Source organism: Labilibacter marinus (assembly GCF_001659685.2).
Taxonomy (GTDB): Bacteria; Bacteroidota; Bacteroidia; order Bacteroidales; family Marinilabiliaceae; genus Saccharicrinis; species Saccharicrinis marinus.
Genome location: NZ_LXYE02000061.1, coordinates 1 through 14,590 on the forward strand (window position 1 = coordinate 1; position 14,590 = coordinate 14,590).

Here is a 14,590-nt window from a genome sequence, read left to right on the forward strand (position 1 = left end):
ACTGATGTATGGTTTCGTAGCGGAATTCAAAGCAATAAAGTTCAAATTACGCAATGAGCCTAATTTGCCACCTTTAAAATAGTCAAATCGGCAGATTTGGCGGAGCCCGAAAAGAGCTACACTGCTCAAAATTACTACAAAACCGCTATGAACTATACATTTTGTTAGCACCTGCTATTCTTTGTGAATGTTAGTCATTCTTAACTTCATTAACATAGTATTTCCCCACTTCTGCAGTAAATTCACCGAGGTCGCTATAACTTATCTCTACTTCAAAGTTCTTATTTCCGTTTTTATTGTTATTCCAAAACGTCAGTCTTGCGTTACTTACGTCAATTGAGAAATTAGCGTGTGCCAAAGAGTTTCTTAAAAGTCTTAAAAATTTGAGTGTGTCAATATCTTCAGTATTTGCAGGCAGGTTAATAGTAAAATTTTTTCGTGTAGTGAATGCAAATTTAGTACTAGTCATTTCCCATATTTCTTTCGGGATAACCATTAAACCATACATAAGCAAAATAACTGTTCCTTGATTTTTTGTGTGATAGAAATTCAAATCTTGAATTCCTTGGTTGGTTTGAAACTTACTAAAAAACTCCGAAATTGTCATATCGGGATTTGTCTTCAGTTGTTCGTCAAATTGAAAAAGGAACTGTCCATTATACCAAGTCCATACTGGGATTTCTTCTCTTGAATTACTCATATTATTTTGATTTTTCACAATGTATGTATGTTTGTTCTTTAGTTGGTGCTAACGTCTCGTATATGAAACGTTTGGCATTTATTGCACTATCTTTCAAAATACGAAAAAATATTTTTACTTGTAATAACTTCAAATATAGCACTTTCCGCCAAATGTTATATATACATTGTTGGCGGTTCGTTCTTTTTCCTTTCTTTGTTAATCATTTCGTTATATATTTGTAACCATTGTGTAAGGTTTAATAATGTGGTTATGAGTGAATATATATCTCTTTCAGAAACAGCAGAATTAGTCGGGAAATGTAAAGAAACCCTGAGAAGATGGGACAATGAAGGTATTCTAAATGCTGTTCGTGAGCCTGTTTCCAATTATCGTGTTTATAAAAAATCAGATGTCCATGCATTATTAGGAAATCTATTTGAGGATATTAAAGAGGATGAAGTTTCAAACTATGTTAAGCCTAATCATGATTATTCAGTTCTTGAGTTATTCGCTGGTGCTGGTGGTCTTGCTGTTGGTCTTGAAAAATCAGGTCTTAAATGTGTTGCTTTAAATGAAATCGATAAATGGGCTTGTAATACTTTAAGAAAAAATCGTCCGAATTGGAATGTTCTTGAAGGTGATATTAAGGACTTCAATTTCTCGAAATATAAAAATCAAGTTGATGTTGTTACAGGTGGTTTTCCTTGTCAAGCGTTTAGTTATGCTGGCAAGAAACTAGGTCTTAAAGATGCCAGGGGTACATTGTTTTATGAGTTTGCTCGTGTTGTTCAAGAAGTTTCTCCTGCTATTTGTATCGGAGAAAATGTCAGAGGACTACTTAGTCACGAAAAAGGGAAAACACTGCAAGGTATGATTTCTATTCTTGACGAAATTGGTTATAATGTTGTTCCTTTTCAAGTATTGAAAGCAATTAATTATAAAGTTCCTCAAAAACGGGAACGTTTAATACTAGTTGGCATTAGAAAAGATATTGACATCAATTATGAGTATCCAGAACCTCATAAAAAAATATATAATCTTTCTGATGCTCTTAAAAAAGGCGAATTATTTGATAAAAATGTCCCAAAATCTGACGGAGCTAAATATCCACAATCTAAAAAGGAAGTTCTTGATTTAGTACCACCCAAAGGATATTGGCGAGATTTACCTTTAGATATTCAAAAAGAATATATGGGCGGTAGTTTTTATTTAGGTGGCGGAAAAACAGGAATGGCTCGTCGAATTGGTTGGGATGAGCCAAGTTTGACCTTAACCTGCAGTCCTGCTCAAAAACAAACTGAACGTTGCCATCCTGACGAAACTCGTCCGTTTACAGTACGTGAATACGCTAGGATTCAAACATTTCCAGATGAATGGAAATTTGTTGGTTCTATTGCTCAGCAGTATAAGCAAATCGGAAATGCAGTGCCAGTTAATCTAGGCCGAGAAGTTGGATACTCAATTGTTAATTTTCTAAATAAATATTATTCAATTAAAAATCAAAAAATGGAGAATTCTTAATTTCTTCCTCTAAAGCATCGCATCCTTTATTTATAAAATCCTTTGTGTCAATGGTAAGAATACTTTTATGCAATTCATCTACTAGTCCTTCGTAAAAGTTTGGAAAACCAGTTAATCTATGCCAAAACTCTTTGCCAATAATCACTGGAAATTGTTGGTCTATTTTTTTGTAATGCTGACTCAATTGATTTTCCTCTCCGTATAAAACACCTAAAATTAAATCTGAATTATTGAGGTTCATTGAGTTTGTTCTTGCCAAGTTAGTAACAGTTGTAAATTTCTTTAGCAATGGATTTACATCTTCAGAGTTAATGGTATTTGGACCAGATTTCAATTGACACCATTTTTGTCTGTTATCAATTTTATCGGTAAACTCAATATCCATTCCTTTTATTAAGGAGCCTTGTGCCAATCCAAGTTCAACAAACATATTTTGTATACGTGTTCCAAATGATGTATTTATTGAGGTTCCCAAAACTCTCGGGTAATATAAAGCCTTTGCAACGCCTTTCGCTGTATAGTCTTCTTCAAGTACTTTAGATAAATACTTCACAACAATCGGGTTGATGTTGTATGACTTTAACTTAGCATTATTTTTTAAAGATGCTTCAATATGATTTTTGAATATTTTGGTTTCAAAATACTCTACAATTTTTGCAATTAACTCTTTCTCTGTCATAATAATCCTTGATAAAAAACCAAAGATAACAAATTCATGATATTATTTACAGTTCGCTCTTTGAATGACCGCCAACGGCCACTTATAAGCGTAGTGCGGGTTTCAACGCACTTTCCTTTCAAGTTACCGCTATCGTTGTTTATTTTACTTTTGTTTGAATTACTCACTTCGCCCCGCATTACGTTTATAATTTGTTGTGAGCAGTACATTCTTTATTTCATTTTAGAATATTCCTAATGACATCTGCATTTACTTTGGACAGTTCTCTTGGTTCTATTTTGTGCATTCCTCCACCATAAACACGCCCTTCATCCAATAATTGACTATCTAAAATACTATTTAAAGCATCATAGATTAATCTCTTATTTTCAATATTCTCAGATAGAAAAGACTTTAGTTTATCTTTTGGATTCAAAATTAAATATGAATTTGACACTATTGAATCAGAATGATTTAAAATAAATCTAAAGGTGTTTTTGTTTTTAGAGTTGGAACGTCCAATATAAGTACAATAGAAACTGCTTGACTCTCTATTTTCTTGTGCATACCAAATTTTTCTATTCTTGCACAAATAACGATTTGAGACTCCTTTCTCAATACCAGTTTGAATATAGCTATACAGACTTGGATATCTACCTTCAATTTCGGTTAATGATAACTTGCAATCTAAAACAAATAGCTTTTGTTCAATAATTGGATTCCTATTTTCATCACTTAAAATCTCAGTTTCTTTAAGATATCTTGGACTTGGTAAAATAGGACGAAAATGTTCTAAAGGTAAGTTTAACCTATTGATTTCTTCTTTTGCTAGAATAAAGAAAGAATTATCACCTGTGGCTATTCCTCTTTTAATAGCAAAAAAATCACTGAGCATAGAATGGTTACTAGAGTCACGTACATTTTTTTGGGGAAACCTTGTCCATTTACTTTCTTTTTCTAAATCACTTCTTTTTATGGAGTTGGACATTAAAGGTGTTTCTATATTACCTCCAAAAGAAAAATTAACTTGATAGTCTGTAGTTGGTTTCTTATTCCTAATTATTACAATTGCAGAAGATACAAGTGCATCCGTAAATTGAATATCTTCTGGAGCAAATCTATGTATTTGAATTAACTCAACTTTATTAAGTAAGTAGTTTTTTATTTCCTTTCCATAATTGACATCCATAAATTCACTAGGTATCAGCCAAACTCCAATTCCATCTGAATCCAACCATTTATGACTTATTGCGACGAAGTAACAATACAAGCCAGCAAGACTAGATAGTTTTATATTTGAAGACTTAACTGCATTTTCTTGAAGTACCTTTTTCTGACCATTTAAATGATGATGACGAACATATGGAGGGTTGCAAACAATTAGGTTATATTTCTCATTTGATGAAATTTCTGCCTTGCAAAAATCATCAATTCTATAATCAAGTTTTGATTCTCTCCATAATTCTTTTGACTCTAATGCATAATGTAGGTCGATTTCATAACCTGTAGCTGAATCTATTTTATTTAAAGGAAAGTTTTTTAATAATGCACTGTAAAATGAACCAGTACCAATTGCTGGGTCAAGAAAAGTGATTTTTGAATCCTTGTGAAAGAAATGCTTTGTATATGAAAGTATACTATTTGACAATTCTATTGGTGTTGAAAACTGACCTAGTTTGTTTCGTTCCAAGCGTGTCTTCAAAGAATCCAACTTTAATTGTATTCCTTGACGTTTTTCCTCTATGATATTTAAACTATTCATTTTTAAAAACCAAACTTTTCTAAGTCTTCAATTCTATGTTCCCATACCCAATCAATTCCTTCTGCTGCTTCATAGCCTAGATATCCTGAATCAAAATAACCACATAAGAATAAATCAAAAGTTATTTTATCGCCATATGTATTTCTAAGCTGTTGCATTTTGATAGCTTCTTCTTTCCTTCGCTTATTTGTGTTTGTAAAATCACCTGCAGATTTGGCTTCAAAAAGTGCAGGAAAGTCACCTTGCTTGGACTCCTTCCTCATAATCACAGCATCTACAGGTATATTCACACTGCGTCCATCTTCCAGTTTTACTGGTACGTTAAATCTGAATGAAAAAGTACCACTCGGCATTGATAAAAAATCATCTGCTTCTCCTTTTTTTAATTCGCGGTAACCACGGGCTTCAAGCCACAATTTCATCGCTTTTAATTGTCGTTGTTCTTGAGCGTTTCTTATAATTGGGTCAGCAACAGCTCCACATAGTCTGTCGGCAACAATAGTAGATGCACGATAAACTTCCTCTTTTGTACCTTTATCATTTCTTGACTTCCAAACAAAAATATCAGGGTCTGCCATTGTTTCAATAATATTCCCAATATCTTTTAATTGATTTATTAGAAGCGGTATCTTCATTTTTGGGGGCATTCGATGCTCAATCTCCATATTTTTCACCAAGTTTGGTGAAACACCAGAAAGACCAATCAATCTGTCTCTAGCAATTGGAGGGCATGTAGTCATTCTAAGCATGGGTAGCACTGATGGGTGCTCCTGTAGGACTTCAGGTTTAATATTTGTAAGATTTTCAGTCCAATTTAGTGCTTCTTCGACTTGTTTCGTTGTGTGTATTCTTGTGTCTCTATATGCTTTTGGAGCAAAGTGCATAAACCAATTATTATAAAAGTCCACTGATTTTGCAACATCTTCTTTCCAAATATCAACTTTATCTCTATTTACAGCCATAAAATATTTTCCTTATTTTTTTACAAAAATACAATAATTCATTGGGTTCTCAAATTCAGCACCGTATTGCTCACAACTACCTAGGAAAACAACCTTAGGTGTTGTTATTTTTGTTTTAACAAAGCTAAAGGTGCACAATACATGCCATATAGGCAAGAATAACACACCTAAATATGTTAACTATGGTAATTTTAGCTAACTCAATAAATATGGAGGCAGTAACAAGTGCATAAATCATCTTCGGTTTTAGTGTTATCTCATAATAAATGGGGCGTAATCTAACCAAAAGTGTAATTGAGAGCTATGTTTTCACTCTTCAACTCTATATATATTGATTTCATTTCTTTAGTTTCAGTTTTTTTTTTAAAATTGGGGCACATTTTATAAAGACATGGCGGAGAAAGAAAAAGAAGAGCTTACCAGAATTGACATCGAGAAGGTTTTTAGAGATAAAAATCCAGGAGTTTTAAAATGGATTCCGAAGTTTGTAATTTCATATTTAAAAAAGGTTATTCATCAAGATAGTCTTAATTGGATGCTCGAAAACTATGCAGATAGTTACAATGTAGATTTTGGAAGAGTTTGCATGGAGCATTTTGGAGTTAAAAGTAAGTGTATTGGCTTAGACAAAATTCCCACAGATGGAAGATATCTTTTTGTAGCAAACCACCCGCTTGGTGGATTAGATGGTATTATTTTTCTGACAGAAGTAGGGAGTGTTTTTAAAAATATTAAATTTCCAGTTAATGATATTTTACTGTTGTTAGGTAGGTATAATGATATCTTTGTTCCAATTAATAAACATGGCAGTCACTCCAGAGAAGCGGCAAAATTAATTGAAGATGCGTTTACTTCAGAAGCCCAAATGTTATTCTTTCCAGCAGGACTAGTTTCGCGTAAGCAAAAGGAAGGTATAAAAGACCTTGAGTGGAAGCCAAATGTTATAAAAAAAGCAATTAAAACTAAACGAGATATTATTCCTGTGCATATTGATGGTAGAAATTCGAACTTTTTTTATAATCTATCTCGTCTCAGAAAGCTACTTGGGATAAAAGCTAATCTTGAAATGTTATATCTTGTAGATGAAATGTTTAAGCAAAAAGGTAAGCTTGTAAATCTTCAATTTGGAACGCCAATTCCTTGGCAAGAATTACAAAATGGAGACTCTCCAAAAGCTTGGGCCGAAAAAATAAAGAAAACAGTCTACAGCTTACCAAAAATAATTTAATTTTGTCTTTGCAAAAATCTATTTTTTTATGGATTCAATAAAACCAATTATTGCTCCAATAGCTAAAGATAAGCTAGAAGCTGAGTTAACAAAAGATCGTTTTGTTCGGAATACAAACAAGGGCGGTAATAAAATATATGATTTCAGAGGCGACGAAGCTCCTAACTTATTGTTAGAAGTGGGGCGCTTAAGAGAAGAGTCTTTTCGCCAAGCTGGTGGAGGAACAGGAAAAGAAACAGACATTGACGACTATGATACTGCTGAAGTACCATATAGGCAATTGATTGTTTGGGATCCTGAGGAGAAAGAAATTTTAGGTGGGTACCGTTATATCATGGGAAATACTATACCTAGAGATAAAGATGGAAAAGTAACACTAGCTACATCAAGGCTTTTTAACCTTACCGATAAATTTCTCGACGAATTTCTTCCTAAAACAATTGAGTTGGGTCGATCATTCGTTCAGCCACAATATCAATCGAGTAAACAAGGTGCTAAAAGCCTTTTTGCTTTGGATAACCTTTGGGATGGATTAGGCTCTCTAATCGTTAATAATCCAGAAATGAAATACTTTTTTGGTAAGGTAACGATGTATACCCATTTTAATCAGGAAGCTAGAGATTTAATTTTGAGCTTTATGAATAGGTATTTTGGCGATCCTGATAACTTACTTTATCCAAAAGATGAATTCAAGGTTAAAATTGGTTTGTCGGATGCAAAGATTGAAGAGATCTTTCAAGGCCCTACCTTTGTTGAAGATTACAAGGTTTTAAATCGTAGGGTTAGAGAATTAGGAGAAACAATTCCTCCTTTGGTAAATGCTTACATGAATTTATCTCCTTCAATGCGTTCGTTTGGTACAGCTATTAACGATAGGTTTGGAGATGTTGAAGAAACTGGAATTATTATTACCATTAATGAGTTCAACAAAACTAAAACAGAACGACATGTAGAGACTTATAATCCTAACGATCAGCATGATTAGTGTTTAAGTTATTATTATTATGTAATATATTAAAGCATCTTTTTTAAAAGATGCTTTTTTTGTTTCTGTAAATCCCTAATTGTTGGTATTGATGGATTGGTTGAGGTAATTTACATTTGTATTTATAATTAATCTAAATAAAAATAAAACATTTTGCCTGAAAGCATTGTTTTAAATAAGATAATACAAATGAAGGGAGTTAATATGGAAATTATAGATATAAAAACATTACATGGCCATATTTTTACTTGCGATAAGTGCAGTAAAATTCATTTCGAATTTAATCAATTAGCGATAAACTTTTCTTCCTTAAGTATTATAGAGGACTTTTATAGTTATTTGAATAAGCTTGAGGGTGACGAGTTTGAGCGTATCAATAATCAGTCTCAATATATTCGTAAAATTCAAATACCTTTTCCCAATACATCTATTAAAATGGTGCTTTCAAAAGCCGATTTAAAAGAGTTGAAAATACTTATGCAGATGTTTATTGTGGACTATAGAGAATTGGAACAAAAAAGTCAATTAATTAAAAAGCTATCTCACATCTCCGAAAAGCAACTCAATTAAGGGCTCTACTGAAAATTTAACAAATATTAGCTTTTTAGGTAATTCAATACCTGTTTTACCTGATTAATAAAAAGATATGACATGATAATGGTCATATTTATTCCTCAACAAACCCACTCACAACAAGTTGGGATTTTTTATGAAAGAAAATAGCTCTACTTTTGTGCAAAATTTAAAAAGCAACTATGGAAACAAAAGACTTTGCTAAAGGAAATTGGTGTGATGCCATTGATGTTAGAGACTTTGTTAAACAAAACATCTCTCCATATTCTGGAGATTACTCTTTCCTTGAAGGAGCAAGTCCTAAAACAAAAAAGCTTTGGGATGTTTGCCTGCAAGCATTAAAAGAAGAACGTGCTAATAATGGGTTAAGAAGTGTAGATACGGAAATTGTTTCTACTGTAAACTCTTTTGCGGCGGGTTATATAGATAAAGAAAGTGAAGTAATTGTTGGTTTGCAGACCGATGCTTTACTTAAAAGAGCTATGAAACCTTACGGTGGATTTAAGGTAGTTCAAAAAGCACTTTCGGAGCACGGTTTAAAACCATCTGCTATGGTTACCGAGGCTTTCGGAAAATATACAAAAACACATAACGACGGGGTTTTTGATGCTTATACAGATGAAATCAGAAAATTTCGTTCTTTAGGTTTCTTAACTGGTTTGCCAGATAACTATGCTCGTGGTCGTATCATTGGTGACTATAGAAGAGTTGCTCTATACGGTATCAACCGTTTAATTGAGGAGAAAAAACAAGACTTAAAAGGAATTAATGGTCCGATGACTGACCATACTATCCGTTTAAGAGAAGAAGTTGCTGAGCAGTTAAAAGCGTTAGGTCAAATGATTGATATGGGTAACCATTACAATTTAGATTTATCTCGTCCTGCAGAAAATGGTATTGAAGCTGTACAGTGGACTTACATGGCTTACCTTGCTGCTGTAAAAGAGCAAGATGGTGCTGCAATGTCATTGGGTAGTGTTTCTTCTTTCTTGGATATATATATACAACGTGATTTAGAAGCTGGTTTAATTACCGAGCAAGATGCTCAGGAGTATATTGACCAATTTGTGATGAAATTACGTATGGTTCGTCACCTTAGAATGGAAGCTTACGAGCAAATTTTTGCTGGAGATCCAACTTGGGTAACTGAGTCTATAGGTGGTATGTTAGTAGATGGAAGAAGTAAAGTAACTAAAACTTCATTCCGTTTCTTAAATACCTTATATAACCTAGGGCCTTCGCCAGAGCCAAATATTACTATCCTTTGGTCTAATAGCCTTCCGCAAGGATTTAAAGAATTTTGTTCAAAAGTATCTATCGATACATCATCTATCCAATACGAGAACGACGATTTAATGCGTTGTCACAGAGATAGTGATGATTATGGTATTGCTTGTTGTGTATCATTCCAGGAATTGGGTAAACACATTCAGTTTTTTGGAGCACGTACCAACTTAGCTAAAACACTTTTGTTAGCGCTTAACGCTGGACAGTGTGAAAATACAGGTACTCAAATGGTAGATGGTATTCCATCGATGGCTAATGATGAGTATTTAGATTTTGACAAAGTAATGGCTAACTTCGAAATTGCCATGAGAGAAGTAGCGCGTGTGTACAATGAGTCGATGAATATCATCCACTACATGCACGATAAGTACTACTACGAAAAAGCACAGATGTCTTTAATCGATACTAATCCAAAAATTAACTTGGCTTACGGTATTGCAGGACTTTCTATTGTGGCCGATTCACTTTCTGCTATCAAGCATGCTAAAGTTAAACCAGTTCGTAACGAAGATGGCTTAACGGTAGATTTTGAGATTGAAGGAGACTTTCCAAAATATGGTAACGATGACGATAGAGTAGATTTAATTGCTCGTAGTTTAGTAAACCATTTTAGTGAGGAGTTGAAAAAGCTTCGTGTATATAAAGATGCAAACCCGACTTTATCGGTACTTACCATTACATCTAATGTAACTTACGGTAAAAAAACGGGAGCTACGCCTGATGGTAGAGCTAAAGGTATTGCCTTTGCACCAGGAGCAAATCCAATGCACGGGCGTGATACTCACGGTGCTATTGCTTCATTAAATTCAGTAGCTAAAATTGATTACGAAGATTCTCAGGATGGTATTTCTAATACATTCTCTATTGTACCTAAATCATTAGGTTCAAACGAAGAAGATAGAATTGCCAACTTGGTAGCAGCTTTAGATGGATACTTTGGTAAAAATGCACAGCACCTTAATGTAAACGTTCTTAACAGAGAGCTATTAAAAGATGCTATGGAAAACCCAGAAGAATATCCACAGCTAACGATTCGTGTATCAGGATACGCAGTTAATTTTACACGTTTATCGCGCGAACAGCAGCAAGAAGTATTGTCTCGCTCGTTCCACGATTCAATGTAAAACAACATATTTTTAAGACAAAAGTCGAAAGCTGAAAGTACTACTACTTTTGCTTTCGGCTTTTGTCGTTTGTAAGAAAGGTAATAACTTTCGAAAATTTCAATTTCAACTTTTAACATTACTAAATGTCAAAATTAAAAGTTCATTCCATAGAATCGTTTGGAACCCATGATGGTCCAGGCATAAGAATGGTTATCTTTTTACAAGGGTGTAACCTTAAGTGCTTGTACTGTCATAATCCCGATACCATCCCTTTAAAAGGTGGTGCGGAGCATGAAATTGAAGCTTTGGTAAAACGTGCAGAAAACATGAAATCCTACTTCGGAAAACTAGGTGGAGTGACTGTATCTGGCGGAGAACCTTTAGTGCAAAGTAAAGCGCTCATTCCATTTTTTAAGGCCTTAAAAGAAAAAGGGATTCATACTAATATTGATACCAATGGTTCTATATTAAATGATGATGCTAAGGAATTGATTGATAATTATGCCGATTTAGTGATGGTAGATATCAAACACACGCATGCTAAGGGTTATCATCAAATAACTGGTGTAGATAAATATGGCTCGTCGCTTAAATTTATTCAGCATCGCGAAAAATCAGGAAAGCCTGCTTGGTTAAGGTATGTTTTAATTCCTGGCCATACCGATATTCCAGAGGAACTGATAAAATTAGGTGAGCGATACAAAGGTTTTGATTGTATTCAAAAATTGGAGATACAACCATACCATAAATTGGGTACCCATAAATGGGAAGCATTGGGCGAGGAATATCTTTTAAAGGATGCTATTGAAAACACACCTGAACAGATTGAAAGAGCCAAAGAAATACTTTCGCCTTACTTTAAAGAAATTAAAATAAACTAGGTCGCACAACGACAACGAATAATTACAGACAATTCAATGTTCTCCCAGTGAGCATTGATGAAGCAAACTAATGACTATTTTATTATGACTTTATATTCTCCTCCTGAGATTATTAAACTGGCTGGACAAGCTGCTATTGCAAAAGACAAGTATTCAGCTAAAAAAGTACTTACCTTAAGTTTTATGGCGGGTGCCTATATTTCCTTTGGCGCCTTACTTTCTATCCTCATTGGAGGTGGAATGCCTGGTATTGCAGAAGAAAACCCAGGTATAGCTAAATTTGCTTTTGGGGCGGCCTTCCCTGTGGGACTGATGATGGTGGTTATGGCAGGAGCTGAGCTTTTTACGGGTAATAATGCTTATTTTATGCCCAATGTTTTAAGTAAAAGACAAAGCTGGAAAGCACCACTTCGCAATTGGGGATTGGTTTATCTAGGCAACTTTGTAGGTTCTATTTTTGTAGCTTATTTTCTTACGCACCTAACCGAGGTTGTATCTGCAGAACCATGGACTGATATGATTTTTAAAATTGCAGAGGGTAAAACATCTAATCCATTTTATAAAACCTTTTTAAAAGGTATTGGCGCTAACTGGTTAGTTTGTTTAGCACTTTGGATGGGCATGTCGGCTCAACATACTACAGGTAAAATTTTAGGTATTTGGTGGCCTGTTATGGCTTTTGTTACTATGGGGTTCGAACACTCCATAGCCAACATGTACTTTATTCCATTGGCTATTTTTCAAGGAGCTGATATTACCTGGACTAGCTTTGTGGTGGATAACTTAATTCCAGCTACTTTAGGCAATATTGTAGGAGGTGCATTTTTTGTAGGAACGCTATATTGGTATGCCTACGAAAAAGAAGCTTAAGCAATAAGTGGTCTTAAACATTCTCATCTTTGATTTTGTTTTAAAATTGACGTAGTTTTACCAGTAGATACTATTCTATGATATAATGGGTAGTCTTTATTTCAATCTTTTTTAAACTTATTTCAACATGAGAAAACTAATTGTAGTACTTGCGTTGGCATTTATGGTAATAAACCTATCTGCACAGTTATCTAATGATAGTATACAGCCAACTAAAACGCCTCAAAAGGTGAGTTTTAAGGATAAATTATATACGGGAGGTAGTTTTGGTTTATCTGGTAATTTTAGCGATTATATGTCTCTAAGGGTTAGTCCGATAGTGGGTGCACGTATTTCTCCTAAATTCTATTCTGGCCTTGGGTTGGAGTATATTTATACCAAGGATAAACGATATAACAAAGATATATCAGCACATGATTATGGTGCACGTTTGTTTGGCCAGTATAATTTTATACCACAACTGTTTGCACATGCCGAGTTTGCAGGCTACAGTTACCAATCCTTTTTTATTAATGGACAAACAGCAGGAAGAAACTTTGTGCCATTCATATGGCTAGGAGGTGGTTATCGACAATATATTAGTAATAAAAGTTTCTTTTCGGTGAGAGTGCTATTTGATGTATTACAAGATAAACACAGTCCGTATGATTCTGGAGAACCTGTTATTAGTGTGGGGTTTGGTGTAGGGTTATAATTAGTAAATACGAAATTGATTTAGTCATTATGAAAAAAATACTTCTAGTATTATATATATTATTCATTTCTATTAGTAGTTATGCGCAAGATTTTGGAGGCGTTCATACCAGCAACTTTCTGCCTCTTCAGAATATAGCCAATGACCCAACAGGAATTGTTAGAGATTCTACTAAATGGAATATAAATGTTCTGTCCGGCCAAGTATTATTTTTGAATGATGGGCAGAGTCAGGAAACAGATGTTTTTCAGAAGCTGGCAAATACTGGAATTTTAAGTTTAGATAAATTACTTGGCTCAACAAGTAATATAACGGTGGCTAATGGTAAAATCATATTTCCTTCCATATCTTATAAGTTTAATCATAAAAATGCCATTGCGGTGCACTTCGATCTTAGAGGAAATGGAGTGTACAGAGCATCACACGAGAGTGTAGCTAAGCTTTTTAAAGATGTTGAATCTCCAGATGGTTTAGATGATTTACAAAACGAGAATTTAAATGGTATTGTTAATACCTGGACGGAGTATAATGTGACGTATTCTCGTTTGCTATTTGAAAATGATAAACATGAATTTGCTGGAGGTGTCACGCTTAAGTATCTGCAAGGTGGAGGTGCTGGGTATTTTAATATGGATGGAATAGATGTGAGTTATGATAAGACTCAAATTAATAATTTAGATTTTGACCTTAGTTATGCCGTTAATGAAACATTGTACGAAATTACTGAGGATGGAAAAGTTAAGTTTAATGGTGACAGTGGTTTAGGTGCCAATATAGGTTTTTCGTATATCTATAAAGATCCGAACCAGAAAGATAAACCATACTTGTTTAAAGCTGGCTTAACCATTAACGATATAGGGTCCATAAAGCACTCCAATAATAAAGGTAACAAAACCTATCATGTTTCTATGCAGGATGTACCGTACTCTAGATTTCAAGGTGTTGAGACTCTAGGTGCGCTTATTGATACGCTTAAAAATTCTGTTGATTTTAAAGAAATAGATGGGGACGATTATAGTTTAAGTTTACCTACCACATATGCGATTAATGCAGATTACTGTTATAGCAAAAATATTTATATCAATGCTAGTTTCTCGTATCAGCCAAGTGTTTACGGAAAGGTTATAAAAAGCTTTAAAACAAAGTCTGTAACTACCTATTTAACTCCTCGATTTGAAAATAAAACATGGGGATTTTATTTACCTATGCGCTATCATAATAAACTAGGAGCAAATGCTGGTTTTGGTGCTCGATGGAAAGGGTTTTATATTGGCTCTGCTACCGTAATTGGTAATTTGTTTAAAAGTGACAGTGAATCAAGCCAATTTTATTTTGGTGTTAATATACCTATCGGAAAAACTATTTAATACCGCCTAACCAG

13 protein-coding genes are annotated in these 14,590 nt (G+C 34.1%); 9 read left to right on the plus strand and 4 right to left on the minus strand.

Annotation, left to right across the window (positions count from 1 at the left end):
- Positions 1-190 precede the first annotated feature (190 nt).
- On the minus strand, positions 191-700 hold the full coding sequence (locus A8L32_RS22170; protein WP_075591565.1) for a HEPN family nuclease: 510 nt from the start codon (positions 698-700) through the stop codon (positions 191-193).
- Between the two features lie 252 nt (positions 701-952).
- Here A8L32_RS22170 and dcm point away from each other — a divergent pair, with 252 nt between their 5' ends.
- A complete protein-coding gene (gene dcm / locus A8L32_RS22175; protein ID WP_075591566.1) occupies positions 953-2,203 on the plus strand; it encodes a DNA (cytosine-5-)-methyltransferase in 1,251 nt (416 codons plus the stop codon).
- Here the strand turns inward: dcm and A8L32_RS22180 are convergent.
- The 3 genes from A8L32_RS22180 to A8L32_RS22195 all read right to left on the minus strand — a co-directional run bounded on the left by A8L32_RS22180 (position 2,175) and on the right by A8L32_RS22195 (position 5,585).
- Positions 2,175-2,882, minus strand: coding sequence for a PmeII family type II restriction endonuclease (locus A8L32_RS22180; protein ID WP_075591567.1), 708 nt, complete (start codon positions 2,880-2,882; stop codon positions 2,175-2,177). The two genes, dcm and A8L32_RS22180, sit on opposite strands and share 29 nt — an antisense overlap.
- 217 nt (positions 2,883-3,099) lie before the next feature.
- Positions 3,100-4,623, minus strand: a complete 1,524-nt coding sequence (locus A8L32_RS22190) for an Eco57I restriction-modification methylase domain-containing protein (RefSeq protein ID WP_075591569.1) — start codon at positions 4,621-4,623, stop codon at positions 3,100-3,102.
- A 2-nt stretch (positions 4,624-4,625) separates the two neighbouring features.
- Positions 4,626-5,585 (minus strand): XamI family restriction endonuclease, encoded by a 960-nt coding sequence (locus A8L32_RS22195; protein ID WP_075591570.1) that lies wholly within the window; start codon positions 5,583-5,585, stop codon positions 4,626-4,628.
- Between the two features lie 391 nt (positions 5,586-5,976).
- Here A8L32_RS22195 and A8L32_RS22200 point away from each other — a divergent pair, with 391 nt between their 5' ends.
- The 8 genes from A8L32_RS22200 to A8L32_RS22235 all read left to right on the plus strand — a co-directional run bounded on the left by A8L32_RS22200 (position 5,977) and on the right by A8L32_RS22235 (position 14,576).
- Positions 5,977-6,813 (plus strand): 1-acyl-sn-glycerol-3-phosphate acyltransferase, encoded by an 837-nt coding sequence (locus tag A8L32_RS22200; RefSeq protein WP_075591571.1) that lies wholly within the window; start codon positions 5,977-5,979, stop codon positions 6,811-6,813.
- Between the two features lie 28 nt (positions 6,814-6,841).
- Positions 6,842-7,798 (plus strand): GNAT family N-acetyltransferase, encoded by a 957-nt coding sequence (locus tag A8L32_RS22205; RefSeq protein ID WP_075591572.1) that lies wholly within the window; start codon positions 6,842-6,844, stop codon positions 7,796-7,798.
- 189 nt (positions 7,799-7,987) lie between these two features.
- Positions 7,988-8,368, plus strand: coding sequence for a DUF6686 family protein (locus A8L32_RS22210; RefSeq protein WP_075591573.1), 381 nt, complete (start codon positions 7,988-7,990; stop codon positions 8,366-8,368).
- Between the two features lie 185 nt (positions 8,369-8,553).
- A complete protein-coding gene (pflB, locus tag A8L32_RS22215) occupies positions 8,554-10,782 on the plus strand; it encodes a formate C-acetyltransferase (protein ID WP_075591574.1) in 2,229 nt (742 codons plus the stop codon).
- Positions 10,783-10,907: 125 nt separating this feature from the next.
- Positions 10,908-11,645, plus strand: a complete 738-nt coding sequence (gene pflA / locus A8L32_RS22220) for a pyruvate formate-lyase-activating protein (protein WP_075591575.1) — start codon at positions 10,908-10,910, stop codon at positions 11,643-11,645.
- 57 nt (positions 11,646-11,702) lie between these two features.
- On the plus strand, positions 11,703-12,515 hold the full coding sequence (locus tag A8L32_RS22225) for a formate/nitrite transporter family protein (RefSeq protein WP_198931837.1): 813 nt from the start codon (positions 11,703-11,705) through the stop codon (positions 12,513-12,515).
- 127 nt (positions 12,516-12,642) lie between these two features.
- Complete coding sequence (locus tag A8L32_RS22230) at positions 12,643-13,209, plus strand: hypothetical protein (protein WP_075591577.1); 567 nt, start codon at positions 12,643-12,645, stop codon at positions 13,207-13,209.
- A 29-nt stretch (positions 13,210-13,238) separates the two neighbouring features.
- Positions 13,239-14,576: a DUF5723 family protein gene (locus tag A8L32_RS22235; protein ID WP_075591578.1), complete on the plus strand. Its 1,338-nt coding sequence runs from the start codon at positions 13,239-13,241 to the stop codon at positions 14,574-14,576.
- The last annotated feature ends 14 nt before the right edge of the window (positions 14,577-14,590 follow it).